Below are 25,939 nucleotides of genomic sequence, written 5' to 3'. Positions count from 1 at the left end.
CGCCTCAGAGCAGGCCACGCACCTCCAGCGCTTTTTTCCCGACTGCGCTTACGATCCATTCGATTTGCTTTGCCGAAAGTGCGAACGCCTCGTCGCGCGGATCGACTGCCGGATCCAAGCTTGCTACGCCAGCTTTAAGAATGTCCCGAGCCACTCCATTTTCAATTATTGCTTCCACGCCATCATAGATGAATGAGCGGGGAATGCTCATGCCAGCTGTCAGCGGCAATCCGTGGGCTGAAGCACTAGCGACCAGCGCAAACGCACACCGAGCGGTCGGTTTGCGAGGCGACGGATGGGGTGTGGTTGGAAGAACTCTGGAAATTTGTCGCAGCGGCTTGATTGGGACGCTCTGAACTTCACCAATTCCTGCGATAAACTTGTTCAGCTTTGCTCGCTCAGGATTGTCAGCACGTTCTCCCGACAGTGTTGCAGCGTGCTTTGCTAAGCTAAATGGGGCAGCCCCTGACACGGCCCCGACGCCTCCAGCCAGATTAGTGAGACAGCCCCCCTCATGTAGACGTTTATACTCTGCGATCAATGCGGCTTCGCGTAGCAAACAATCCACCTGATCTTTTTTGTCGTATACTGAGTCGATGCGATATAGGACCTGCCTGCCAGTTCTAATGATCTTCCGGATCACATTGCATTTGAAGGGATTGCTCTCGCCGATTAAGTGAGCCCGCCGCGCTTCCGCCTCGTGCTCTAGCGCCCTACGGGCAGTTCCTTTGCCAATGTAAAATGGGGTGCCATCGGGACGGCATAGCAAATAGACATAGTAACTGTTGCGCGTCCCCCTGAGGTAAGCAGATAATTCGCTACTGTTGCCTTCGAACAGCATCTAGCCAATCGGCTCGTCGATCGAGCGGGCGGGTTGGCTGAACCATTTCGGACCCGCTTCGGTCATGTGGAAGCAGTCTTCCAGCCGGATGCCGAACTTGCCGGGCAGATAGATGCCGGGTTCGTTGGAGAAGCACATGCCGGGGGCGAGCGGCGTCGTCTCTCCGCGGACCAGGTTGATCGGTTCATGGCCGTCCATGCCGATGCCGTGGCCGGTGCGGTGGGACAGGCCGGGGAGCTTGTAATCCGGGCCATAGCCGAGCGATTCGTAATAGGCGCGGACGGCATCGTCCACGCTGCCTGCGGGCGCGCCGTTGCAGGCGGCGGCGAGTGCCACGTCCTGGCCCCGGCGCATCTCGCCCCATACCTTGCGCTGTTCCGGCGTGGGCGTGCCGTGGACGAAGGTGCGGCTGATATCGCTTTCATAGTCATGGACGACCGCGCCGCAGTCCATCAGCACGACCTCGCCCGGCGTCACCCGCTGGGCTTTGCGCGTGCCGTGCGGGTAGGCGGACGCCTCGCCCAGCAGGATCAGGTTGAAGGCGACTTCGCCGCCCAGTTTGACCGTCGCGGCGCTCATCATCGCGGCGATGTCGCGCGGGGTCATGCCCGCCTCGATCCGGGGATGGGTCCAGCGATAGGCGGCCATGGTGACGTCTGACGCGGCCTGCATCAGCGCGATTTCGGCCGCGCTCTTGATCATGCGGCAGCCGCGCACGACCGGGTTGGCGGAGACGATCAGGCGGGCATCGCCGAGCGCGCGGGCAAGGCCGTCGACGGCGAAATAGCGGGCGGTTTCCTCGATCCCGACGCGGCGGGTGGCCAACCCCTTTTCCCTTAGCCACTCGGCGACCAACGCAAGCGGGTCCTCATGTTCCTGCCACACGCGGACCTCCGCCGGTATGCCCAGCGTTTCGCGAACCGAGGGTTCCTCGAAAAAGGGCGTGACGATCAGCGGATCGCCCTCCACCGGCAGCACGGCGGCGGTCAGCCGTTCGCTGCGCCCCCAGCGGACGCCGGTGAAATAGACCAGGCTGGCGCCCGGTTCGATCAGGACCGCGCCGATGCCCGATGCCTTCATCAGCGATTGCGCGCGGGAGAGGCGGGCGCGGCGTTCGTCCGAGCCGATGGGCTTGGCCGCGCCGGTGATCGGGGCGAGCGCGGACAGGTCCGGCTCCATGGCACGGGCTATGGCGCTGGTCGCCAGCGGCGCGAGCGCGGCCGTGCCGATCAGCGCGCGTCGGGTCAGCCTCATGCCGCCAATGGCTCTTCGACCGAGTCCTCTCCCGCAGCAACCAGCGTGGCGAGCGCGAGGTCGCCGGTGACGTTGAGGGTCGTGCGGCACATGTCGAGGAAGCGGTCGACACCGAGGACCAGGCCGATCCCCTCTGGCGGGACACCGACCATGCCGAGGATCAGCGCGACGACGGGCAGCGATCCGGCGGGGACGCCGGCCGTGCCGATTCCGCCCAGGATGCAGATCAGCATCACCGTCACCTGTTGCCAGATAGTCAGGTCGACGCCGAAGAACTGAGCGAGGAAGATCACCGTCACCCCTTCGAACATGGCCGTGCCGTTCTGGTTGGCGGTTGCGCCGATGGTGAGGACGAAACGCCCGACCTTTGGCGGCAGGCGCAGTTTCTCGTCCGCTACGCGCAGGGCGGTGGGCAGGCTGGCGTTGGAGCTGGCAGTGGAAAAGGCCATGACCATCGCCTCCTGCACGTCGCGGAAAAACTGGATGGGCGAACGCTTGGCGACCAGCGCGATCAGGGCAGGAAAGATCAGGAACATCTGGATGCCGAGCGCGAGCACGACGACACCGACATAGGCCGACAGGCGGATCAGCAGATCCCAGCCGAACAGGGCGGCCAGATTGAACATGAAACAGAAGACTGCGATTGGGGCCAAGCGGATGACGATGCCGATCAGGCGCATCGAGATTTCGAACAGGCCCTGCATCGCCCGCTTGATCGACTCCGTTTCCGGCCGATCGACCAGCACCAGGCCGATACCGAAGAACAGGGCAAAGAACATCACGGCGAGGATGTCGTTGTTCGCCATGGCGGTGACGATGTTGGTCGGCACGATGGCGAGGAGCGCGTCCATGCCGGTGGGCGTGGTCGCCGTGCGTTCGAGGATCGATCCGGCCGCGCCCTGCCCGTCCGCCAGCATCTGCCGCGCGACGGCGGGATCGACGCCGCTGCCGGGCTGAAGCAGGTTGACCAGCACCAGGCTGACGATGACCGCGACGGTCGATGCAACCAGCGTCCAGCCAAGTGTCTTGAGCCCGATGCGGCGCAGGGACCGCACCTCGCCCATTTCCGCAATGCCTACGACCAGCGCCGAGAACAGGAGCGGGATGACCAGCATGAACAAGAGGCGCAGGAACAGCTGGCCTATGGGGGCAGTGACGTAAGTGGTCACGGTCTTGACCCAGGCCGCATCGCCCGCGCCGTAATGGACGACCAGTCCGACGATCAGACCGGCGGCAAAGCCGATCAGCATCTGCCATTGCAGCGACAGGCCGTGCGCGCTCTCATCCGTTGCCGTCGCCGTCGTCATGCCGTGTGCGCCCCCGTCTGCCTGGTCTATCGCGCCAGCCTAGACGGGGGGCCGGGCACAAGTCGAGCCACGCACGGCGAAAAATGCCGCGGTGCGGCGCAGACGGGGGAGGATCAATCCGCCGTGACCGGTTGTGGCGGCCGCCATTCCCGGCCGATGACCAGCTTGTCCCCCGTCACGCCCGGCGTGGCAGGCACGGGTTCGATCATCGGGCGGTGCGCCCAGACATCGCCGTCGCCGACCAGCGCGAAGCCATAGCTGACATGATCGGCGTCCGGCGCGATCGGCCCGATTTCCACCATTACCGGTGTCCAGCCGCGCGACCCGGCAAAGGGCCGGAAATTGCTGTTACCGCCGTTGAGCAATCGTCGAGCGCGCTTTGCCGGTTCCGGTCGAGCGGCGGCGTCCGGCGCGCCGGATGGCTCCGGTTGCTGCCACGCATTGCCGGCCGCCGCCCAGAAATTCACCTGATCGACGGCACGCGTCGCCACCCACAAGGTGAAGCGGACCCGCTGGCCGCGATAGGGCGCCGCATCGACGATCCGGCGAAAGGCCGCATGATTGCCGCCGCCACTGCGTGCCCCGATGCACATCGGCGAGCCGTCGGCAGGCGCGCGAAACACATAGCGGTGAAGCCCGATGCCGGTGCGCTGCCAATAATCCGGGCCGGTGACCTGTTCGGCATTGGGGACAAAGGCAAAGCCGCCCGACTTGCCGGGGACCAGCGTCATCAGGCTGGAGCCGTTCCCTCCGCTGTAGACGTCCACCCCATTGGCTGGATCGTCGCGCAGCGGGGTGCAGCGCCGCACGCGACCGTTGACGACGATCCCGGCAACGGCGTCGACGACGATATCTGGCCCGTCATCGGGCCCGGGAGTAGCGACCTGGGCGACCGACCGGGGGGTAGCGAACGGGACGGCCAGCCCGACAAGGATCAGACCGGCCATCGCCGGGCGGCAATAGCCGTCAGGCATAGGCATAGGGGCCGCCGGCGGCGAGCGCGGCCTGATAGGCGGGGCGGGCATGGATGGTGTCGAGCCAGGCAAGGGTTGCGGGGCGACGACTGTCCAGCCCAGCGCGCGACCGGGCGGCCTCCAGCGGAAAGCTCATCATGATGTCGGCGGCGGTAAAGGACTGGCCGGCGAACCAGGGCCGGCTGGCCAGTTCCGCCTCGACATAATCGAGATGGACATCGATCATCGGCTGGATCTTCTTTTGTGCCATACCGCCGAACAGCGGCACTTTCGACAACACCAGCTTGAGAAGCAGCGGCGGCATCAGCGACCCTTCGGCATAATGCATGAAGAAGGTCCAGCGCAGCGCATCCTCGCGGTGCGCCGGCTGACCGAATTGGCCATCGGCGCGGTGGACCAGATAGTCGACGATCGCCCCGGTTTCGGCGATGACGCGCCCGTCATCCTCGATCACGGGCGATTTGCCGAGCGGGTGGACGCGCTTCAGCTCCGGCGGGGCGAGCATCGTCACCTTGTCCCGCTGATAGCGGACCACTTCATAGGGCAGGCCGAGTTCCTCGAGCAGCCACAGGATGCGCTGGGAGCGGGAGTTTTCGAGGTGATGGACGCGGATGGTCATGGCGATGGCTCCCTGAAGCGACGAGCGATGCGGGACAATTCTTCCTGACCGTGTTGGAAGGACTTGGCGGTCAGGTGTCAACAGGTCCCTGGGCGATGAAGCGGTCCCCAAAACGAACGCGGCCCGGTGGACGTTCCACCGGGCCGCGCCCCATTCCCAACCTGCCACGCAGCGGCAGCGGGTTACATATCGTCGCTATCGTCGTCCGCGTCGGGGCCGGTCATCATTTCCTCGGCCACCTTTTCGGTGCGCGCGCGGATCGCGGCCTCGAGCTTGGCGCACAGCTCGGTATTTTCCTTGAGGAACGTCTTGGCGTTCTCGCGGCCCTGACCGATGCGGACGCTGTCATAGCTGAACCAGGCGCCCGACTTCTCGACCAGCCCCGCCTTGACGCCCAAGTCCAGGATCTCGCCGATCTTGGAAATGCCCTCGCCATACATGATGTCGAATTCGACCTGCTTGAACGGCGGGGCGACCTTGTTCTTCACCACCTTCACGCGGGTCGCGTTGCCGATGATGTCGTCGCGGTCCTTGATCTGGCCGGTGCGGCGGATGTCGAGCCGGACGGAGGCGTAGAATTTCAGCGCATTGCCGCCGGTCGTGGTTTCAGGATTGCCGTACATGACGCCGATCTTCATGCGCAGCTGATTGATGAAGATCACCATGCAGCGCGAGCGGCTGATCGAACCGGTCAGCTTGCGCAGGCTCTGCGACATCAGGCGGGCCTGAAGGCCGACATGGCTGTCGCCCATCTCGCCCTCGATTTCCGCACGCGGCACCAGGGCAGCGACCGAATCGACCACCAGCACGTCGATCGCGTTCGAGCGGACCAGCGTGTCGACGATCTCCAGCGCCTGCTCGCCGGTATCGGGTTGGGACACGATCAGTTCGTCGATATTGACGCCCAGCTTCTTGGCATAGACGGGATCGAGCGCGTGTTCGGCATCGACGAATGCCGCCGTGCCGCCACCCTTCTGCGCCTCTGCAATGACGTGCAGGGCGAGGGTGGTCTTGCCCGAGCTTTCCGGCCCGTAAACCTCGATCACGCGGCCGCGCGGCAGGCCGCCGACGCCGAGCGCGATGTCGAGGCCGAGCGACCCGGTGGAGATCGCCTCCACCTGCATCGCTTCCTTTTGCCCCAGCTTCATCGCCGAGCCCTTGCCGAACGCCCGGTCGATCTGGGCCAGGGCGGCGTCGAGCGCCTTTTGCCGATCCGTGGAAGTCGCCATATCGGTGTCGATCACCTTCAGTTTCGCGGCCATCTGCGCTGTCCCTGTCGCTAGAGGAAATGGATCATGCGTTCAATCGTGTTGAACGTCATGTATCGCATTTGTTCCTGTAGAACAAGAGTGGAACAGTGAGAGGCTCAGCCGAGCAACATGCCCAGGGTGCGTTCGACCTGATCGAAGGTGAACGGCTTGGCGAGCACGGGGCGGCCCGCATGGCGCTGGGCGATGTCCTCTCCCCCGCTACCGGTGGCGAGCGCGAAGGGGATGCCGGCGGCATCCAGCGCGTCGGCAACGGGCCACGACTGTTCGCCGCCCCGCAGATTGACGTCGACGATCGCGGCGTCGAACCCGCCGGACTGGACCAGGGCCGCAGCCTTGTCGACGGCATCGGCCGGGCCGACGACGCCGTGGCTCAGCATGTCCAGGAAATCTTCCAGCATCATGGCGATCAAGGGTTCATCCTCGACGATCAGAATACGGGATTGCGAAACGCTCATGCAACGATCCTAAAGCCGCAGACGGCAAGTCGCCAGCGTTCATTGCGCCGTCATAACGTCCCGGGCCGCTTGTGCAAGCTGTTGTACGGAAAAGGGTTTCGGCAAAAACCCGACATTGTCGATCGTGATCTGCCGCCGCGCCTGTTCCTCGGCATAGCCCGACATGAACAGGATGGGCAGATCGGGGAACTCGCGCCGGACATGGCCGACCAGGGTGGGACCGTCCATCACCGGCATGACGACATCGGTGATGAGCAGATCGGGCCGGACCCCGTCGGCCAGCATCTGCATCGCCACTTCGCCATTATCGGCAGTGAGCACGCGGTAGCCCTGACGCGCCAGTGCCCGTTCGGCGACGGCGCGGACCATGTCCTCGTCCTCCACCAGCAGGATGGTGCCGGTGCCCCACAGGTCGGGCACCGCCGCCTTTGCCGCAGGGGTCGCCGGTTTCAGCGCCTTGCCCGCCGGTTCGGCGGCACGGTGGACCGGCAGATAGATGGTGAAGGTCGCCCCGCTGCCCGGTGTCGAATCGGCAAAGATATAGCCGCCCGATTGCTTGACGATGCCATAGACGGTGGACAGGCCGAGGCCCGTGCCCTTGCCGGTTTCCTTGGTCGTGAAAAAGGGCTCGAAGATCTTTGCCTGGATGTCCGGCGGGATGCCGGTGCCGGTGTCGGAGACGCGGAGCGCCGTATAGTCGCCCTCCGGCAGCACCCCGTCGCCGCGCTTGCGCACATCGGCAGCGCTGACCGCCAGCGTCTCGATCCTGAGAACCCCGCCGCCATTGGGATGCGCGGCCAGCATGGCGTCGCGGGCGTTGACGGCCAGGTTGACCACCACCTGTTCCAGCTGACCGGGATCGGCGCGGACGGGGCCAAGTCCGCGCCCGTGCTGAACCACCAGCTCGACGGTTTCGCCCAGCAGCCGCTTGAGCAGGGCCGATACCTCGGAAATCACGTCAGGCAACTGAAGCACCTGGGGCCGCAGCGTCTGTTGCCGGGAAAAGGCGAGCAGCTGGCGGGTCAGGCTGGCGGCGCGATTGGCGTTGGAGCGGATCTGCTGAATATCGTCATGGTCGCTGTCGCCGGGGTCGTGGCGCATCAACATCAGGTCGCAATGGCCGAGAATGGCGGTGAGGATGTTGTTGAAATCATGGGCGACGCCGCCGGCCAGCTGGCCAACCGCCTGCATCTTGATCGCCTGCGCCACCTGACGCTTCAGTTCCTGTTCCTCGCCCGTATCCTTGAACGCCAGCATCACCTGACCGCGCGCGATCGCGCCAAGCCCGGTGGCGCGCAGCGAGACCGGTTCGTCCGGGCGGACCCGCAGCCGAACGGACAGGTCGGTGGACCGCGCGCCGGGCCGGGCCATGCGGTGAATGGCATCGGCCAGCGCCGCCTTGTCCTCGCGCACCAGCAGGTCGCCGGGCCAGGTGGGGCGCGTCGCGTCGCTGGTTCCGGTCGCGCGGTAGAAGCCGTCGTTGACGCAGGCCAGCCGCCCCTGTTCATCGAGCAAGGCGACGCCCCCCGGCAACAGTGCGATCATCGCCTGCAACCAGCCCTGCGCATCCAGGTTGGGCGAGGCCGGGGCGGCCCGTTCCTCCTCGTCCACCATTGCCAGCAGGATCGGCCCGTCGTCCCGGCCCGATTCTGCATCGTCCAGCGGCAGCTGGAACAGGCGCAACAGGCCCGCCCCCTCCCCCTCGCCCGACAGGCGAAACCGGCTGACGTCATCATCGGCGGGCAGCAACAGCGGGGCGAGGTTGCGCCCCTCGACGGGCACGTCGATGCCGCCCAGCGCACGGTGGCGGAACACGCGGCTGGCGGCGATCATCCGCCCGTCGCCCTCGACCAGCACCGCCATCACCCCCGCCTGCCCCAGCCGATCGCCAAGCGGGCCTGCGATCATGCCGGGAAGGGTCGCACGGCGCACCGCGTCGTCCGGCAGGACAAAGCGCCAGATCAGCCCCTGCTGACCGCCGCGCACGATCACCGCGCGGACGGTGCGCGCGCCGAGCGTCAGCAGTTCGCTTTCCGCCTGACCATCGCGCCAGGCCAGCCGGGCAGCGGCGGTCAATGCGGCGATATCCGCATCGCTCATCGGCAGCATGGGCGGCGCGGGCAGATCGGGAAACTGGTGGGCATAGGCCTGGTTGGCAAAGACCATGCGCCCGGCACGATCCGTGACGACTGCCGCATCGGACAGGCCGTCGGCGATCACCCGGGCCAATGCCCAGTCCGGTTCGACCGGCGACGGTTCGGTACCGTCGGCAGCGGGCCGACGGACGATCAGCGCGGCAAGGGCGACCAGCACCAGCGCGGCGGCGGCGAACCCGCCGGCGAATATGGGGCTGCGCACCAACCACAGCAGCAACGCACTGGCCGCCAGCGTGGCGAGCAGCGCCCAGATCAACGGGGAACGATTGGGCGAAGCGGCGGGCATGGTCATGGCGTTGCGCCCTTGTCACGCCCGCGCCGTCGCCGGTCAAGCGACCGTGCAGGGAAAGGCGGCCGGACGACGGATCGCCCGGCCGGCCCATGCCGGTTGGCCATTTTTACCAGATGCGGACGCGCGCTTCCGGTGCCAGATACAGGCGGCTCGACGGCTGCGGGTTAAAGCCCGCATACCAGGGATCGAGATTGCGCACGACCCAGGCCCGCTGTTCCGAGGGCGAGTGCGGATCGGTCAGCAGCCGCTGGCGCAGATTCTCCTCGCGATAGGTCCGCCGCCAGATCTGCGCCCAGCCCAGATAGAAACGCTGTTCCGCGCCGAAGCCGTCGATGACCGGTGCCGCCTTGCCATCCAGCGATGCCTGATAGGCGTCCCATGCGACGGTAAGCCCGGCCAGGTCGGCGATGTTTTCGCCGAGCGTCAGGCTGCCATTCACCTTGCCGCCGGGCAGCGGCTCATAGCCGTCATACTGCTTGACCAGCTGCGCCGTCAGCGCGTCGAAGCGCTTCACGTCCTCGGCCGTCCACCAGTCGGTCAGCGCGCCATTGGGATCGTATTTCCGGCCCTGATCGTCGAAATGGTGGCTGATTTCGTGCCCGATCACCGCGCCGATGCCGCCATAGTTCACCGCCGGATCGGCGTTGGGATCGAAAAAGGGCGGTTGCAGGATCGCGGCGGGGAACACGATCTCGTTCATTGTGGGGTTGGCATAGGCATTCACCGTCATCGGCGTCATGCCCCATTCCCATTTGCGGATCGGTTGGCCCAGCTTGCTGAAATTGTCGCGGTGCGCCCACTGGTTGGCGCGCAGGTTGTTGCCCAGCGCGTCGCCCGCGCGGATTTCCAGGTCGGAATAATCCTGCCAGCGATCCGGATAGCCGATCTTGGGCGTGAAGGACGCAAGCTTGGCCCGCGCCTTTGCCTTGGTCTGGGCATCCATCCAGGTCAGCCCGTCGATGCGGCGGCCCATCGCCGCGGTCACGTTGCGGACCAGCTCGTCCATCGCCGCCTTGGTTTCCGGCGGGAAATATTTGGCGACATAAAGCTTGCTGACGTCATCGGCCAAGGCGCCGGTGGTGAAGCCCACCGCCCGCTTCCAGCGGGGTTCCTGTTGCGGGGTGCCGGACAGCGTGGTGCCGTAGAAGGCGAATTGTTCGCGGTCGAACGCTTCGGGCAGCACGTCGGCAAAGCCGTTGAGCGAGCGGACGAGCAACTGGTCCTTCAGCACCGATACCGGCGTTGCGGCGATTAGCTTCGCGATGCCCGCAACCGCGCTCGGCTGGGCCACGATCACGCTGTCGACATTGGCGCCCAGCCCGCGGAAATAGGGCGCGAAGTCGAAACCGGGGGCCTTCGCCGCCAGTTCGGCCAGCGTCATCTTGTTATAGGTCTTTTCCGCGTCGCGGCTTTCGGTGCGGGTCCAGTGGACGCGCGCGATTTCGGTTTCGAATGCCAGCAGCGCCTGTGCGCGCGCATCGGCGTTCGGCTCGCCCGCCAGCGTCATCACCTTGGCCAGATGCGCCAGGTAGGCCGCGCGCACCTTTGCCTGACGCGGTTCGCTGGACAGGTAATAGTCACGGTCGGGCATCCCCAGCCCGCTTTGCACCAGATTGAGCGCATAGGTGTCCGGCCGCTTGTCGTCATTGTTGACATAGGCACCGAACGGGCCGCCGACGCCGTTCACCTGCGCCTGGGCGACGAGCGCGGGATAGCCCGACTTGTCCGACAGGCCCTTGATCTGCGTCAGCCAGGGCTGGATCGGCGCAAGCCCGGCGGCGTTGATCGCGGCGGTATCCAGATAGCTGGCATAGGCGGTGCCGATCTTGCTGTTCGCATCGCCCTGCGCCGCTTCCAGGATTTCGCGGGTGCGTTCGCGCGACAGTTCGTCGAGCACGGTGAACATGCCGTAGTTCGACTTGTCCGCCGGCACCGGGTTCGCCTTCATCCAGGCGCCGTTGGCGAAATCATAGAAATTGTCGCCCGGGGCGACCGACCGGTCCATGCCGGCGGCATCGAAACCAAACACGCCATATTGTGGCGCGGCCGGCGTCGCGGTCGAGGCAGTCGCCGTCGTCGTTTCGCTAGTGACGGGCGCGCAGGCACCGACCAATGCGGCGCTGGCGAGGAGGGACAGGGTGAGAGCGGAAATCCGCATGGACGCATCCTTCGTCGAAAATTGGGATGCGCTGTCTTAGTCCCGCCATACGCCGGGTCAACCGGCGTGACGTCAGTTTCGCACGCCCCGGCGCGACCGCCGCCATTTGCGCCCGATCCACCAGCGCCAGCCAAAGGCGGTGCCGAAATAGGCGATAAGGGCGCCCAGCACGGAAAAGACGATCAGCCCGGTCAGCGTCGCCGGTCCCGCCTCCACCAGCAGCCAGTCGAGCCAGCCGCGATCCGCCGCCACCGCGCCCGAACGGATCGGGTTGCCCGGCAACTGTTCGTCGATGCGAAGCAGCCATTTGCCGACCATATAGGCCGCGACCCAGATGGGCGGCGTGGTGAAGGGATTGGTGATGAACGTGGTCGCCGCCGCCGCCGGGATATTGGCGCGCAGCGGCAGCGCCAGAAGCGCGGTTGCCGGAATCTGCGCGACCGGGATCATGATGCCGGTGACGACGCCCAGGGCGACGCCGCGCGGGACCGACCGGCGGGTAAAGCGCCACAAGGAGGGTGCCAGGATGCGGTTGGCAAAGGGGCGGGTCAGGCGATGATCGGCCAGCTGCTCGCGGGTCGGCATCGCCGCCATCAGGCGAGCGATCCAGCGGCGGCCCGCCATGCGATCACCCATGGTTGCGAAGGAGCCGCTGCTGGTCACGCTTCCATTCGCGCTCCTTGATGGTCTCGCGCTTGTCATGCGCCTTCTTGCCCTTGGCCAGCGCGAGTTCGACCTTTGCCCGGCCCCGCCCGTTGAAATAAACCGACAGCGGCACCAGGGTCATCCCCTCGCGTGCCACCGCCCCGTGCAGCTTGTTTATCTCACGCTCGTGAAGGAGCAGTTTACGCGGACGCTTCGGCTCGTGATTATAGCGGTTGCCGTGACTGAATTCCGGGATGTTGGAATTGACCAGCCAGACCTGCCCGTCCTTTACCTCGGCATAGGCCTCGACGATCGACCCCTCGCCAAAGCGCAGGCTCTTCACCTCAGTGCCGGTGAGCGCGATCCCCGCCTCGTACACCGTCTCGATCGCATAATCGAACCGTGCGCGCCGGTTTTCGGCGACGGTCTTGACCTTCTCGAAGGATTGGGGACGCGGACGAGCCATGGAGCGCGCGATGTAGGGAGGCGAGGCGCGAAAGGGAAGCGGGAAGCGCGAGGGGAGCGCATCGCATCGGGCCGCGGCGTCTAAGATGGCAGCTTTCGACAGACACGCTGATTGGCAGCTACTGGGTGGATAGCTGCCTTCAGGCCGCCCCTTCCGCAAGAACCGCCGACAACTGCGCGAAACCGTCCGGGGCGCTGTTCCAAAAAGGGGATAGGTCTCGCGGGTAACGCTGACGTAGGTCCGCCAAGATCGGCTCATACTCAGGTTCGGTCAACCGAATGAGCCAATCGGTAAGTGGTAGGCCAGCACGAGCCATGCCGCATAAAATGGTCTGGGATTGGTCGATGCAACCGTCCTCTGCGTGCAGCAAATCTTGCTCAAGCGCCGCGGAGAACCATGCGTCAATAAACTCTAGAACAGCCTCCCTCTCGGCGACTGACCATGTTTCCCATCGCGCAAGAGCGAGTTTGCCAAGCACGATTTCCGTGTGTGGCACCCCGAAAGGGCCAACTGCGGCCAACTCAAAAATTCGGGGCATCAAATACCGAAAATCTCGGTCGCCCCCTACCGTCAGGTATGCGCCGGTGATGTAGCGCCACAGCTGATCCCCGTCCAATTCCCGGAGGGGGTTAGAGAGCAACACATCGACATTTCGCGTGTCGATACAACAAGGACAACCCTCGATGAGGGGCGGAGCCTTTGCAGCGAACACCCGATACAAATCTTCGATCGAGTCCGCCAATCTTGTGTGGCTCGAAGTTGGCGGCGGGGTAACCATTTCCGAAGTTTATGACTCGGGCGAGACGACCGCAATGGGGTCGGTTGCGGAAGGGCCGCTTCCGTCGCAGGTGATGCTAGACCAGCCCCGCATGGGCCAGCGCCGCATCGACCGCAGCGCGGCTCGCTTCGCCGGGCGGGGTCATGGGCAGGCGGAGTTCGGCGGGGAAATCGGGGCGGATGCGGTTGAGGGCGTATTTGACCGGGCCGGGCGAGGCATCGGTGAACAACGCGTGGTGGAGCGGCCAGAGCCTGTCCTGATAATCCAGCGCAGCGGCATAATCCCCCGCCAGCGTCGCGGCCTGGAACTCGGCGCACAGGCGCGGGGCGACGTTGGCGGTGACCGAGATGCACCCCACCCCGCCCATCGCGTTGAAGGCAAGCGCCATGTCGTCATTGCCGGACAGCTGCACGAAGTCCGCTCCCGCCGCAGCGCGCTGGGCCGACACGCGGGCGATGGCCCCAGTCGCGTCCTTGATGCCGACGATCGAGGGGAACGCCGCTGCCAGCCGGCCAATGGTTTCGACGGCAAAGTCCGTCACCGTGCGGCCGGGTACGTTATAAAGAACGATCGGCAGGTCGCAGGCGTTCACGATCGCCTCGAAATGCCGGAAGATCCCCTCCTGATTGGGGCGGTTGTAATAGGGCGGGACCATCAGCGCATAGTCGGCCCCCACTTCCTTTGCCGCGCGGATATTGGCGATGGCGACGCGGGTGTCGTTCGACCCAGCGCCCGCGATCACCGGCACGCGGCCCGCCGCCTGATCGACGCAGACCCGCACGATGCGGAAATGCTCCTCCGCCGTCAGCGTCGCCGCCTCTCCGGTCGTGCCGCAGGGGACGAGCGCCGACGACCCCTTGTTCAGCTGCCATTCGATAAAGTCGCGGTAGAGGCTTTCGACGAAAGCGCCGTTCACGAAGGGGGTGACGAGCGCGGGAATGGACCCGGAGAGCGACATGACCGAAAAACCCCTTCATCGCGGCGATTGCGGCTGGCCAATAGGGCCGGATTCCGTATGATGTCCAGTATGCAGCACTGGTTCTGGCAGAGTATCGCCTGGATCGCGGCAGGCACCGGCCTGATCGCGACTTCCGCCGCCGTGACGTCGCAGGAGATCGTTCAGCCGATCCCGGGCGGCGGGGGCATGGTGCAGCCTGTCGATCCGATCGCGGCGGACATCGACCGCTGGCGCCAGTTGCAGCAGTCGGACAACCTGCCCTTTTCCAGCTATGCCGGGTTCATGCTGAACCATCCGGGCTGGCCGGGCGAGCGCAGCCGCCGTGCCGCCGCCGAGACCAGCCTGTCCAGCGGGGCAAGCGACCCGCGACTGGTGGACCAGTTCTTTGCCCGCTTCGCGCCGCTGACAGGCGCTGGCCAGTTGCGCCATGCCGAGGCGCTGGCAGCGATGGGGCGGATCGCGGAGGCGAACGAGGCGGCGCGGCGCGCCTGGCGGATGGGCAGCCTGCGCCCGCAGGACGAAAGCGCGCTGCTCGGCCGGTTTCCGGGCGCCCTGACCCCGGCGGATCATGACGCGCGCATGGACCGGCTGCTCTGGCAGAATGCGACCAGCGCGGCGCAGCGTCAGCTGGGTTTCACCTCCGCGACCATGCGGCCGATCTTTGCCGCACGGCTCGCCTATCGCACGACGGCCGCCGATGCGGCGCTGGTGCCGCCCGACCTGGGACGCGGCGATCCCGGCCTGATCGCGGACCGGGCCAACTGGCTGCGCTATACCGGGCAGAGCCAGGCGGCGCGCGCGATGCTGGCCCAGCCGCGGCAATTGACCGCGACGCCGGGCGATGCGGAGAAATGGTTCGAAACGCTGTTGACCATGGCCCGCGCGGCGGCCAGCGACGGCCAGCATGCGCTTGCCTATCAGATCGCGGCGCAGGTGGACGACGCCTATCCGGCGGGCACCGATGTCAGCACGAAATCGCTGGGTGAGCGGGACGATTATACCAGCCTGGTCTGGCTGGCGGGCACGACCGCGCTGGACAAGCTGAATCGTCCGGCGGACGCGGTGGGCATGTTCAGCCGCTATGGCAACGGATCGCGCACGCCGCAGACCCGGTCGAAGGGCTATTACTGGGCGGGCCGCGCGGCGGAAGCGGCTAGCGACCGGGCGGGCGCGCAGCAATGGTATGCCCGCGCCGCCGGGTACCCCGACCTCTATTACGGGCAGCTGGCGCTGGAGCGGCTGGGACAGCCCTATCGCGCGCCGTCGACTGTCGCGATGCCGGTGGCAGAGGAGGCGCGGCGCGCGTTCATGAACCGGGGCGTGGTGCGCGCTGCAAGCTATCTGGGCCGCAGCGGCGCGCGGAAGGAACAGACGCTGTTCATCCGCCAGATCGCCAATGACGCGACCAGCGACACCGATCATGCGCTGGCAGCCGAGCTGTCCAAGACGCTGGGACGCCCTGATCTGGGCGTGATGGTGGGGCGGTCGGCGCTGCTCAATGGCCTGTCCGACTATAGCGTCGCTGGCTATCCCGCCGTGCCGGTGCCGATGGGGCAGGACGCGTACTGGACGATGATCCACGCGATCGCGCGCCAGGAAAGCCAGTTCGACCGCGAGGCGATCAGCCATGCGGGTGCGCGCGGCATGATGCAGCTGATGCCCGGCACGGCGCGCGAACAGGCGGGCAAGCTGGGCCTGAGCTACAACCCGTCGGCGCTGACACAGGATACCAGTTACAATATCCAGCTGGGCAGCGGTTATTTCCAGCGGATGCTGGACTATTATGGCGGCAGCTATCCGCTGGCGGTGGCGGCGTACAATGCCGGGCCGGGCAATGTGAACAAATGGCTGCGCGCCAATGGCGACCCGCGCACGGGTGCCATCGACATGGTCCGCTGGGTCGAGGCGATCCCGATCTACGAAACCAAGAACTATGTGCAGCGCGTGTTGGAAAACGCGGTCGTCTATGACCTGATGCACCCGCAGCGCGCCCGCTCGCGCGGGCCGCATCATGTGAGCTGGTATCTGGGGAAGCGGCAGCCGGGCTGAGGCGGGTTGCCCTCTGGCCCCCATCATCCCGGATGTTCGGCTTTCCCGGAAAACCGGCAGGTTTTCCGTTGGAAAGCCTTGCACTCCGGGATCCATCTCTCCGTCGGCGGCTACCTCACCATGGATCCCGGACAGCTCGATCTTCCGATCAAATCTGCGATTTGAAGAAAACCGGCTTCCGGGATGACGATTGATGGGTTGTCGCGCTAAGCCCCCGCCCATGGAACAGCGCCCCAATTTCATCACCCCCGCCGGCTATGCCGCGCTGAAGGCCGAGTATGACCAGTTGTTCGCGGACGAGCGGCCGAAGCTGGTCGAGGTGATTTCCTGGGCGGCGGGCAATGGCGACCGGTCGGAAAACGGGGATTATCTGTACGGCAAGAAGCGGCTGCGCGAGATCGACCGGCGGCTGGGCTGGCTGGCCAAGCGGATGAAGGCGGCACAGGTGGTGGACCCCGCGCGGCAGGCGGACCGGTCGCGCGTCTGGTTCGGCGCGACGGTGACGATCGTGGACGAGGACGAGCGGGAACGCGTCCTGACCCTGACCGGTGATGACGAGGCGGATGCGGGTGCGGGGCGCATCGGCTGGAACGCGCCCATCGCGCGGGCGCTGCGCGGCGCGGCGGTGGGTGACCTGCGCCGCGTCATCCTGCCCGCTGGCGAGCGGGAATATGAGGTAATGGCGATCGATTATCCGGCGATGAAGGTGACATAGCCCCAATAAGCCAGGCCAAGCACAAGCGCCGCCATCGCAAGGGTGAAGATACGCCGCAAGGCCGATTCGGCCATCGCCTCGCCATCCTCCTCCAGCCATTCCAGCCATTCGTCGCCGCGCAGCCGGGCGACGGTGGCCGACGCCAGCACCGGCCCGACCAGATAGATAACTGTCAGCATCAGGACAAGCGCTGCCCAGCCCGTCATGGTGATTGCGCCCATGTCCCCCGACTCGGTGGCGCGGGCACCCCCCGCCCGCGGTTCGATACTTTCACGAAACGAACATCGCTGCCAAGCCCGGTTTTCGGGTCGAGCGAGCGGATTTGCACGGCGGATGGCGCTTTAAGCCCATGTTCGGCGGCCCTGTGCGGGGCTAGGATGCGGCCATGACGAACAGCAACGGCAATGGCAGCGCATCGGGGGGCAATGTCGCGCTGCTGATCGATGCCGACAATGCCTCGCCTAGCTCGCTCGATCCCGTCCTGACCGTGCTGGCGGAGCTTGGCACGGTCAATATCCGCCGCGTCTATGGCAACTGGAAGAAACCCGCGTTGAAGGGCTGGCAGGACCAGTCGCTGCGCCACGGGCTGGAACCCTATCAGCAGTTCGACATCACCAAGGGCAAGAACGCCACCGACATGCGGATGACGATCGATGCCATGGACCTGCTGCACCGGGGGCGGGTCACCGGATTCGGCATCATGAGTTCGGACAGCGATTTCATGCCGCTGGCCATGCGCATCCGGCAGGAAGGGCTGCCCGTCTATGGTTTCGGCACCAGCCGCACGCCGGAGGGGTTCCGCGAGGCATGCACGCGGTTCATCGACGTGAGCGCACTGACCACTGCCGAAGGTGCCCCCGCCCCGCCCCGCGCGGAGGGGAAACCGACCGTTGACGATGCCGAACTGATCAAATTGTTGATCGATGCGTATAATTCCGCCAAGCGCGACGAGCGCGGGTTTGCCAGCCTGACCGATGTCGGCCAGCGGGCGGGCAACCGGTCGAGTTTCGACACCCGCAATTTCGGTTATGCGCGGCTATCCGACCTGATGGAGGCCGTTCCCAATTTCCAGATCGAGCGGCGCGACGGGGGCCGCGTGTTCGTGAAACGCGTAAGGTAGTTGATGACGACACAGCAGGTGGTGGTGACGGGCCAGGTTCAGCGCGTCGGGTTTCGGGATTTCGTGGTGCGTACCGCGCGTCAGCATGGCCTGATCGGATGGGTGCGCAATCGCAGCGACGGTTCGGTCGAAATCATGGCGACGGGCGACGACGCGGCGCTGGGTGCGCTGGTCGATGCGTGTCGCCAGGGGCCGCCCCGTGCCCGGGTGGAGCAGGTGGAGGCCTATCCGGCGGCTTATGGCGGCGAGAAGGGCTTCACCAAAAGGCTGAATGTCTGACGCCGTTCTGCCGTAACGGGCAGGGAACGATTGACCGGGATAGCCATTCTGCCCCTAAACCTGTCTAGGAAGGGGATCGCCATGACCGTCAGAAACCTGTTGCTCGCCACTGCCGCACTGTCGCTTGCGGCTTGCGGGGGTACGACCGCCGCACAGACGCGCCCTGCCAGCGCCGGACAGGCGCAGCCGATCACGGCGGCCGAGCGCCAGCAGGGGCAACAGATCAGCCAGGAGCTGATCCAGCAGTTCGGCGGGGCCTGGTCGGGGCCGCAGGTCGCCTATGTCACGCGCGTCGGGCGCAACATCGCGGTTCAATCCGGCCTGTCGGCGGCGCCGTCCGATTTCACGGTGACGGTGCTGGACAGCCCGGTGGACAATGCCTTCGCCACCCCCGGCGGCTATATCTATGTCACGCGCGGCCTGATGGCGCTGATGAACGACGAGGCGGAACTGGCCGCAGTGCTGGGCCACGAGGTCGGCCATGTTGCCGCCCGCCATTCGCAGAGCCGCCAGCGCACCGCGACGCGCAATTCGATCCTGGGCGTGCTGGGCCAGGTGCTGGTCGGCGCGGTGGCGGGCGACGGCACCATCGGCCGCCTGCTCAATCAGGGGATCAGCACGGGCGCGCAGCTGGCGACGCTCGGCTATTCGCGCAGCCAGGAAACGCAGGCCGACCAGCTGGGCGTCCGCTATCTGAACACTGCCCGGCTGGACACGGATGCGCTGTCGTCGATGCTGGCCAGCCTGGCCGCGCAGAACAGCCTGAATGGCCGCATTCAGGGGCAGACCCGGTCGGTCCCCGCCTTTGCCAGCACGCACCCGGAGCCACAGGCGCGCGTGCGCACCGCGCTGAACGACGCAAACCGCACCGGCGGGACGCAGTTTCCGCGCAACCGCGAGCCGTTTCTGGCGGCGGTCGATGGCCTGCTCTATGGCGACAATCCGCGCCAGGGCGTGATCCAGGGTCGCGATTTCCTGCACCCGGATCTGCGCATCGCCTTTACCGCGCCCCAGGGCTTCACGATGTCGAACAGCCCCAGCGCGGTGACGATCGCCGGTGGCAATGTGCAGGCGCAGTTTTCGATGCGGGCCTATTCGGGCAATCTGGAAAGCTATGTCCGCGCGGTATTGGGCGACCTGGCCGGACAGAATGCCCAGTTGCCGCAGACGGCGGTGCAGCGGACCACGGTCAACGGGCTGCAGGCGGCCTATACCACCACCCGCGCCAATGCGAACAACCAGCAGCTGGACGTCACCGTCTTTGCCTATCAGGTGGCGAACGACCGCGCCTATCACTTCACCGTGCTGGCCCCCGCCGGGCAGGGTCTGGGCGGTGCCACCGGCCTGGTCCAGTCGTTCCGCGCCCTGACCAGCGCACAGGCGGCGCAGATAAAGCCCCGATATGTGCGGGTCGTCACCGTCCGCGCTGGCGATACCGTCCAGTCGCTGGCAGGCCGGATGGCGTTCGACGATTTCAAGCTGGAACGGTTTCTGGTGCTCAACGGGCTGGCCAGCAACGCCACCGTGCGCACCGGCGACCGGGTGAAGATCGTCGCCTATTGAGGCACGCGCTGCACCGGCGCTGACGCTCGGTTGTCATAATTGCATTTGCCCGCACCGTGCGACTGAAACATGGTGCGGGCAGACGCGCCGCGCCCGGCCAGCCGGACGATAAAGAGCATGTCACCCCCGCACGAGTGAATCACCCTGAAATCGAAGCGGTTTCGGGTTGGAATTCATTGACGACAAACGGGGGTCTTCATGTTCGATACCGATACGCAGGGTGAATTGATGGCGCGGGGCTATTCCCGCCGCCAGTTGGGACGCATCGTCGCGCTGATGGGTGCCGGAGCCGCCATCGGCCCGTCGCTTTCCGCCCCGGCCTTTGCCCAGAGCCAGGCAGCGCGAGCCGTCGAGGGCGCAGTGCAAATCGGCGCCAATGAATGCTGGACCGGCCCCTTTCCCGAGGCGGCAGAGGCGGCGGCGCGGATCGTGTCGATGGGCAATCGCTATGATCCCGTCAATGCGCGTGGCCAGTTGATCGCCACCGCCGCGGCGGTGGACGGCATTCCGGAAAGCCATATCCTGCCCTGGCCCGGATCGGGCGATCCGCTGGTCCGATCGGTCATTTCCTTCTGTTCGCCCGAAAAGGGGCTGGTGACCGCCGATCCGACGTTCGAGGCCGCATGGCGCGCCGCCGCCTGGCTGAACGCGCCGCTGGCCAGGGTACCGTTGCAGCCGGGCAAGGGCGCGGACGTAAAGGCGATGCTGGCCGCCAACCCGAATGCAGGCCTTTATTATGTCTGTTCGCCCAACAACCCGACCGGCGCGGTGACGCCGATGGCGGACATCGAATGGCTGGCGGCGAACAAGCCCAAGGATTCGGTGCTGCTGGTGGACGAGGCCTATATCCACTTCTATGACGGTCCGACCGCCGCGCCGCTGGCCGCCGCGCGCGACGACGTGATCGTCATGCGCACCTTTTCCAAGCTGTTCGGCATGGCGGGCATCCGGCTGGGCCTGACGCTGGCCAACCCGGAACTGCACAAGCGGATGATGCGCTATGACGGGTTCCAGGTATCGGGCGTGCTGCCGATCACCGCGCTCGCCTGCGGCACGGCGGCCTATCCGATGAAGGATGCGATCAAGGCGCGGCGGGCGGAAATGGTCGCCACCCGGGCCATGACCGTCGATGCGCTGACCAAGCGCGGGATCGAGGTGCACGGCGGCAGCGAGGGCAACATGATCATGGTCGACTGGAAGACCCGCCCCGCCAAGGAGGTGCAGACCGCCCTGCTCGCGGAAAAGGTGCAGATCGGCCGCAACTGGCCAATCTGGCCGACGGTCAGCCGCGTGACGATCGGATCGCAGGCGGAAATGGCCGCGTTCATCAAGGCGGTGGACAAGGTTGTGAAGGCGTGAGGTGATCAGCCGGGCGGGTCACCCCGTCCGCCTGGCACTCGCCCCGCCGATGACCGCTTGGTTGCGACCCGCCAGGGTGATAGTTTGGCACCATGACCGAGCACAGGCCCCTGAATACCGAGCATCAGCGCGTAAAGCTGCGTGTCGAGGACTATTTGCTCCTTGACCGGTCGGGTGCATTTGACGGCTATGCCAAGACCGAGCTGCTGGACGGTGAGCTTTTCTGTATGAACGCCCGGCACCGGCCCCACGCGCGGGTCAAATCGCGGCTGTTTCTAGAGATCAGCGCTGCACTGAAGGCGATGGGTTCGCAGGTCACTGCACTGGTCGAGGCAAGCATCGCCCTGTCCGAAACCAGCGCGCCGGAGCCGGACATTGTGCTTACCAGCGAGGCGGATGGTGACGGGCTGGTGCCGCTGGCTTCGGTGGCACTGGTGGTCGAGGTGGCGGACACCACGCTTTCGACCGACCTGACCCAGAAGGCAGCGCTCTACGCCGTGGCAGGCATACCGGAATATTGGGTGGCCGATCTGGCGGGGCGTACACTCCGCCAGATGTGGGGTCCGGATGGCAACGGGTATCGGGAGCGCCGAAAAGTCGCTTTCGGCGATGCGATGGTCAGTGTCACCATCGACGGATTAAAGGTGGAAACAAGCGGGCTGTAGCGGCTCAGCCCGCCCAGTAATCGAACGCATGTTCTTGCAGCGCGCGGACATGCGTTGCCGCCTCCGGTCCGGTCCACGCTCCGGCATAGCCGCGCGCGTCGGAGCCGGTCCACCAGCCCTGCCCCGGCAGGCCGTCGCTTTCGCGCACCACCAGCGCGGCCAGCGCCGGGCGGCCGGCGGCCAGTTCATCCCGGTCGATCGCATCCAGCGTGCGGCATAATGCCCGCATCTTCGGCCGGGTGAAGCGCAGGCCAAGCGCACCCAGCGCTTCGGAATAGCTGACCGCCCGCCCTTCCCGCGCCGCTGCGATCAGGATCGCGCGGATGCGCGGCACATCGGCAAGGACGCTGGCGGCGGATTCGGGCGCGAACCCCTCCGCCGCCATCCATTCGGCGAGCGTGCCGTCCGGGCGACCGCCCGCCACTGCTTCAGCGCGTCAGTTTCTTGTACGCAAGCGCGGTCGGGCGATCGGCGGCGTCGCCAAGGCGGCGGCGCTTGTCTTCCTCATAGGCTTCGAAATTGCCCTCGAACCATTCGACATGGCTGTTGCCCTCGAACGCCAGGATGTGCGTGGCAAGGCGATCGAGGAAGAAGCGGTCGTGGCTGATCACCACGGCGCATCCAGCGAAATTCTCGATCGCTTCCTCCAGCGCGCCCAGCGTCTCGACGTCCAGGTCGTTGGTCGGTTCGTCGAGCAGCAGGACGTTGCCGCCCTTTTTCAGCATCTTGGCGATGTGGACGCGGTTGCGCTCGCCGCCGGACAGCTTGCCGACATTCTTCTGCTGGTCCTGCCCCTTGAAGTTGAACGCACCGACATAGGCGCGCGTCGACATGTCGTGGCCATTGACCTTGACGTAATCGAGGCCGTCGGAAACTTCCTCCCAGACATTCTTCGACGGATCGAGATGGTCGCGGCTCTGGTCGACATAGCCCAGGCGGACCGTGGTGCCGATGTCGATTTCGCCCGCATCGGGCTGTTCCTGTCCGGTCAGCAGCTTGAACAAAGTCGACTTGCCCGCGCCGTTCGGCCCGATGATCCCGACGATGCCACCGGGCGGCAGCGAGAAGGACAGGTTTTCAAAGAGCAGCTTGTCGCCATAAGCCTTGGTCAGGCCCTTGGCCTCGATCACCTTGCCGCCCAGCCGCTCCGGCACCTGAATGACGATCTGCGCCTTGCCGGGCGAGCGGTTTTCCTGGCTCGCGACAAGCTGTTCGAAGCGGGCGATACGCGCCTTGGATTTGGTCTGGCGCGCCTTGGCGCCCTGACGAATCCATTCCAGCTCGTCCTTGATCGCTTTCTGGCGACCCGTGGCCTCGCGGTCCTCCTGCTCCAGCCGCTTGGCCTTTTTCTCCAGATAGGTGGAGTAGTTGCCTTCGTAAGGAAAATATTTGCCGCGATCGATTTCCAGGATCCAGCCGACGACATTGTCGAGGAAATAGCGGTCGTGGGTGATCATCAGCACCGCGCCGGCATATTCCTTCAGATGATTTTCCAGCCATTTGACGCTTTCGGCGTCCAGGTGGTTGGTCGGTTCGTCGAGCAGCAGGATCGACGGCTTCTGGATCAAGAGCCGGGTCAGCGCGACGCGGCGACGCTCGCCGCCCGACAGGGTTTCGACGCCCATGTCGCCGGGCGGGCAACGCAGCGCCTCCATCGCGATTTCAAGCTGGTTGTCGAGGCTCCAGCCGTCGACCGCATCGATCTTGGCCTGAAGCTCGCCCATCTCCTCCATCAGCGCGTCGAAATCGGTGTCCTCCTTGGGATCACCCATCTCGGCGGAAATGGCGTTGAACCGCTCGACCAGATCGGCGGTTTCGCGTGCGCCGTCCTTCACGTTTTCCAGCACCGTCTTGGCCGGATCGAGCTGCGGCTCCTGCTCCAAATAGCCGACGGTGATGTTTTCGCCCGGCCACGCCTCGCCCGAAAATTCCTGGTCCACGCCGGCCATGATCTTCATCAGCGTCGACTTGCCCGCGCCGTTGGGGCCGACGATGCCGATCTTTGCGCCCTGATAGAATTGCAGGTTGATGTTGGACAGAACCGGCTTGGGCGCGCCGGGAAACGTCTTGGTCATGTCCTTCATCACAAAGGCGTATTGGGCGGCCACGGGGCGGTCTCCGTTGATTGGATGTCAGGTTGGGGAAATTCGTCGCGCCATTTAGCGGCGGGTCGGGCCGTTGGCAAACCTGCGGGCAGGCACTAGCGTCGCGCCCCATGAAAAAGCTGATGATCGGCACGATCGCCGCCCTCGCCCTTCCCTTTCCCGCCCTGGCCCAGTCGCTGGACGTGGCCGCGCTGCGCGATGCGGCGCTGGCGGATACGCTCGCCTATGACCTGACCGAGAGCCTGACCACCGAGGTCGGGCCGCGTCTGGCCGGGACCGAGGCGGAGGCGCGGGCGCGCGACTGGGCGGTAGCCAGGCTGACGGCGCTGGGATTCAGCAACGTGCGCGCCGAATCCTTCACCATGCCGGTCTGGGTGCGCGGCGAGGAAAAGGCGTTCATCACCGCGCCCTTTCCCCAGCCGCTGGCCGTGACGGCACTCGGCAATTCGGGCAGCACCGGGGACAAGGGGATCGAGGGCGAGATCGTGTTCTTTCCCAGCTTCGCCGACCTTCAGGCAGCGCCCGATGGCAGCCTGAAGGGCAAGATCGCCTATATCAGCCATGCGATGCGCGCCACGCAGGACGGGTCGCATTACGGCGCGTTCGGGGCGGCGCGGCGGCAGGGACCGGGAATCGCATCGCAAAAGGGCGCGGCGGCGATCCTGATCCGGTCGATCGGCACCGATCATCACCGCAACCCCCATACGGGCGTGATGACCTTTCCCGACGGGGTGAAGGCGATTCCGGCCGGCGCGTTGGCCCTGCCCGACGCCGATCAGCTGGAGCGCGTGCTGAAGCGCGGCAAGCCCGTGACGATGAAGCTGGTGATGACGCCGCGCCAGACGGGCAATCACCCGTCAGGCAACGTCATCGCCGAAGTGCCGGGCCGCGATCCGGCGGCGGGCATCGTGCTGGTCGCCTGTCACCTGGACAGCTGGGACCTGGGCACGGGCGCGTTCGACGATGCCGCCGGTTGCGGGATCGTGGCGGCGGCGGCCAAGCGGATCATGGATGGAGGCGGCGCGCGGCGGACGATCCGCGTGCTGTTTGCGGGCGCCGAGGAGGTCGGCATCCATGGCGGCCGCGCCTATGCCGATGCGCACAAGAGCGAACGGCATGTGGTGGCGGCGGAATCCGATTTCGGCGCGGACCGGATCTGGCGGTTCGACACCAGCATCGAGGGGGGCGCCGCACCGGTCGCGGCCAGGCTGGCGACGGCGCTGGCCCCGCTGGGCATCAACCGGGGCAGCGATTCGAGGCCCGGCGGCGGCGCGGACATCGGCCCGGTGGTGCGCGCCAACGGCGTAGCGGTCATCGACCTGCAGCAGGATGGCAGCCGATATTTCGATCTGCACCACACGCCCGACGACACGCTGGACAAGATCGATCCTGTGCAACTGCGGCAAAATGTCGCCGCATGGACCGCGATGCTGGCCGTGACCGCCGATGCAACCGAGGATTTTCCCGTAGTCAGCCGCTGATTCGCGTGGGTTTCGGACATTCCACCCCGTCGCGACTATGAATTACCGATTGACGCAATCGCAGCGGACGTTATTGCCAAGGCTTCGCGACGGCATTCGGGCCGGCCGCGAATTAGAATTGCTTGGGAGCATTCGAATGAAGAAGATCGTTCTTGTCGCTGCTGCCGCCGGCCTGATGACCCTGGCCGCGTGCACCTCGCCGGAAGCCCCGGAAGCGAATGTCGAAGACACCATGGGCAACATCGAAGCGATGGCCAACGACACCATGGGCGAAATGGGCAACGAAATGGACGCGATGGGCAACACCATGGACAATTCCATGGACGCCATGGGCAACATGGGCTGATTTCAGCCGGTTGCTTTTCCGGCCCCATGGCCGGACGAGTTAGGGAAAGGGCGCTGCCAGCGATGGCGGCGCCCTTTTTCTAT

The 25,939-nt window shown here is 65.8% G+C and carries 25 protein-coding genes; 9 read left to right on the top strand and 16 right to left on the bottom strand.

The annotated features are described in order from the left end of the window. Positions 1 to 4: 4 nt before the first annotated feature. The 13 genes from ACPVPU_RS07700 to dapA form a co-directional block, all read right to left on the bottom strand. Positions 5 to 841 carry a GIY-YIG nuclease family protein gene (locus ACPVPU_RS07700; RefSeq protein WP_448660385.1) on the bottom strand — a complete coding sequence of 279 codons (837 nt, stop codon included), beginning with the start codon at positions 839 to 841 and terminating at the stop codon, positions 5 to 7. Beyond that, positions 842 to 2,095, bottom strand: a complete 1,254-nt coding sequence (locus ACPVPU_RS07695) for a M24 family metallopeptidase (RefSeq protein WP_448660384.1) — start codon at positions 2,093 to 2,095, stop codon at positions 842 to 844. It lies immediately after the preceding gene. Then, a complete protein-coding gene (locus tag ACPVPU_RS07690; RefSeq protein ID WP_448660383.1) occupies positions 2,092 to 3,402 on the bottom strand; it encodes a dicarboxylate/amino acid:cation symporter in 1,311 nt (436 codons plus the stop codon). Before ACPVPU_RS07690 ends, ACPVPU_RS07695 begins: the two co-directional genes overlap by 4 nt. Before the next feature lie 113 nt (positions 3,403 to 3,515). Continuing rightward, positions 3,516 to 4,349, bottom strand: a complete 834-nt coding sequence (locus ACPVPU_RS07685) for a hypothetical protein (RefSeq protein ID WP_448660382.1) — start codon at positions 4,347 to 4,349, stop codon at positions 3,516 to 3,518. 19 nt (positions 4,350 to 4,368) lie between these two features. After that, positions 4,369 to 4,995, bottom strand: a complete 627-nt coding sequence (locus ACPVPU_RS07680) for a glutathione S-transferase family protein (protein ID WP_448660381.1) — start codon at positions 4,993 to 4,995, stop codon at positions 4,369 to 4,371. 182 nt (positions 4,996 to 5,177) lie between these two features. Beyond that, positions 5,178 to 6,257, bottom strand: coding sequence for a recombinase RecA (gene recA / locus ACPVPU_RS07675; RefSeq protein ID WP_448660380.1), 1,080 nt, complete (start codon positions 6,255 to 6,257; stop codon positions 5,178 to 5,180). Between the two features lie 104 nt (positions 6,258 to 6,361). Next, positions 6,362 to 6,721, bottom strand: coding sequence for a response regulator (locus ACPVPU_RS07670; protein ID WP_448660379.1), 360 nt, complete (start codon positions 6,719 to 6,721; stop codon positions 6,362 to 6,364). Positions 6,722 to 6,760: 39 nt separating this feature from the next. After that, on the bottom strand, positions 6,761 to 9,169 hold the full coding sequence (locus ACPVPU_RS07665) for an ATP-binding protein (protein WP_448660378.1): 2,409 nt from the start codon (positions 9,167 to 9,169) through the stop codon (positions 6,761 to 6,763). A 106-nt stretch (positions 9,170 to 9,275) separates the two neighbouring features. After that, positions 9,276 to 11,327 carry a M13 family metallopeptidase gene (locus ACPVPU_RS07660; RefSeq protein ID WP_448660377.1) on the bottom strand — a complete coding sequence of 684 codons (2,052 nt, stop codon included), beginning with the start codon at positions 11,325 to 11,327 and terminating at the stop codon, positions 9,276 to 9,278. 72 nt (positions 11,328 to 11,399) lie between these two features. Beyond that, the gene (locus tag ACPVPU_RS07655) at positions 11,400 to 11,951 is read right to left on the bottom strand and encodes a DUF2062 domain-containing protein (protein ID WP_448660376.1); all 552 of its coding nucleotides are present in this window, start codon (positions 11,949 to 11,951) and stop codon (positions 11,400 to 11,402) included. Positions 11,952 to 11,955: 4 nt separating this feature from the next. Then, positions 11,956 to 12,438, bottom strand: coding sequence for an SsrA-binding protein SmpB (smpB, locus tag ACPVPU_RS07650; RefSeq protein WP_448660375.1), 483 nt, complete (start codon positions 12,436 to 12,438; stop codon positions 11,956 to 11,958). Between the two features lie 139 nt (positions 12,439 to 12,577). After that, positions 12,578 to 13,180, bottom strand: coding sequence for a hypothetical protein (locus ACPVPU_RS07645; RefSeq protein WP_448660374.1), 603 nt, complete (start codon positions 13,178 to 13,180; stop codon positions 12,578 to 12,580). A gap of 112 nt (positions 13,181 to 13,292) precedes the next feature. Next, positions 13,293 to 14,174, bottom strand: coding sequence for a 4-hydroxy-tetrahydrodipicolinate synthase (dapA, locus tag ACPVPU_RS07640; RefSeq protein ID WP_448660373.1), 882 nt, complete (start codon positions 14,172 to 14,174; stop codon positions 13,293 to 13,295). Between the two features lie 60 nt (positions 14,175 to 14,234). Between dapA and ACPVPU_RS07635 the strand changes: the two genes are divergently transcribed. Together ACPVPU_RS07635 and greB are read left to right on the top strand one after the other, a co-directional pair. After that, a complete protein-coding gene (locus ACPVPU_RS07635) occupies positions 14,235 to 16,223 on the top strand; it encodes a lytic transglycosylase domain-containing protein (protein ID WP_448660441.1) in 1,989 nt (662 codons plus the stop codon). 220 nt (positions 16,224 to 16,443) lie between these two features. Then, positions 16,444 to 16,938, top strand: coding sequence for a transcription elongation factor GreB (gene greB, locus ACPVPU_RS07630; RefSeq protein ID WP_448660372.1), 495 nt, complete (start codon positions 16,444 to 16,446; stop codon positions 16,936 to 16,938). On the opposite strand, the gene ACPVPU_RS07625 is transcribed toward greB, so the two are convergent. Further along, complete coding sequence (locus ACPVPU_RS07625; protein ID WP_448660371.1) at positions 16,914 to 17,159, bottom strand: hypothetical protein; 246 nt, start codon at positions 17,157 to 17,159, stop codon at positions 16,914 to 16,916. The genes greB and ACPVPU_RS07625 overlap by 25 nt on opposite strands. A gap of 164 nt (positions 17,160 to 17,323) precedes the next feature. Between ACPVPU_RS07625 and ACPVPU_RS07620 the strand changes: the two genes are divergently transcribed. The 5 genes from ACPVPU_RS07620 (at position 17,324) to ACPVPU_RS07600 (ending at position 21,924) form a co-directional block, all read left to right on the top strand. Continuing rightward, a complete protein-coding gene (locus tag ACPVPU_RS07620; RefSeq protein ID WP_448660370.1) occupies positions 17,324 to 18,058 on the top strand; it encodes an NYN domain-containing protein in 735 nt (244 codons plus the stop codon). Positions 18,059 to 18,061: 3 nt separating this feature from the next. Beyond that, a complete protein-coding gene (locus tag ACPVPU_RS07615; protein ID WP_448660369.1) occupies positions 18,062 to 18,337 on the top strand; it encodes an acylphosphatase in 276 nt (91 codons plus the stop codon). Between the two features lie 81 nt (positions 18,338 to 18,418). Next, positions 18,419 to 19,900, top strand: coding sequence for a M48 family metalloprotease (locus tag ACPVPU_RS07610; RefSeq protein ID WP_448660368.1), 1,482 nt, complete (start codon positions 18,419 to 18,421; stop codon positions 19,898 to 19,900). 198 nt (positions 19,901 to 20,098) lie between these two features. Then, positions 20,099 to 21,259 carry a pyridoxal phosphate-dependent aminotransferase gene (locus ACPVPU_RS07605; RefSeq protein WP_448660367.1) on the top strand — a complete coding sequence of 387 codons (1,161 nt, stop codon included), beginning with the start codon at positions 20,099 to 20,101 and terminating at the stop codon, positions 21,257 to 21,259. Between the two features lie 92 nt (positions 21,260 to 21,351). Further along, positions 21,352 to 21,924 carry a Uma2 family endonuclease gene (locus tag ACPVPU_RS07600; protein WP_448660366.1) on the top strand — a complete coding sequence of 191 codons (573 nt, stop codon included), beginning with the start codon at positions 21,352 to 21,354 and terminating at the stop codon, positions 21,922 to 21,924. A 4-nt stretch (positions 21,925 to 21,928) separates the two neighbouring features. Here the strand turns inward: ACPVPU_RS07600 and ACPVPU_RS07595 are convergent, their stop codons facing one another. Further along, positions 21,929 to 22,348, bottom strand: coding sequence for a ribose-phosphate pyrophosphokinase (locus ACPVPU_RS07595; protein ID WP_448660365.1), 420 nt, complete (start codon positions 22,346 to 22,348; stop codon positions 21,929 to 21,931). A gap of 4 nt (positions 22,349 to 22,352) precedes the next feature. Then, a complete protein-coding gene (ettA, locus tag ACPVPU_RS07590) occupies positions 22,353 to 24,032 on the bottom strand; it encodes an energy-dependent translational throttle protein EttA (RefSeq protein ID WP_448660364.1) in 1,680 nt (559 codons plus the stop codon). Positions 24,033 to 24,139: 107 nt separating this feature from the next. On the opposite strand from ettA, the gene ACPVPU_RS07585 reads away from it, so the two are divergent. Both ACPVPU_RS07585 and ACPVPU_RS07580 read left to right on the top strand, forming a co-directional pair. After that, the gene (locus ACPVPU_RS07585; RefSeq protein ID WP_448660363.1) at positions 24,140 to 25,510 is read left to right on the top strand and encodes a M28 family peptidase; all 1,371 of its coding nucleotides are present in this window, start codon (positions 24,140 to 24,142) and stop codon (positions 25,508 to 25,510) included. A 136-nt stretch (positions 25,511 to 25,646) separates the two neighbouring features. Further along, positions 25,647 to 25,856, top strand: coding sequence for a hypothetical protein (locus ACPVPU_RS07580; protein WP_448660362.1), 210 nt, complete (start codon positions 25,647 to 25,649; stop codon positions 25,854 to 25,856). Positions 25,857 to 25,939 lie beyond the last annotated feature (83 nt).

The sequence above is a fragment of the Sphingomonas paludis genome (genome assembly GCF_053502515.1).
The sequence above is the reverse complement of the archived record's forward strand: the minus strand, read 5'-3'. Positions and strand labels throughout refer to the sequence as shown.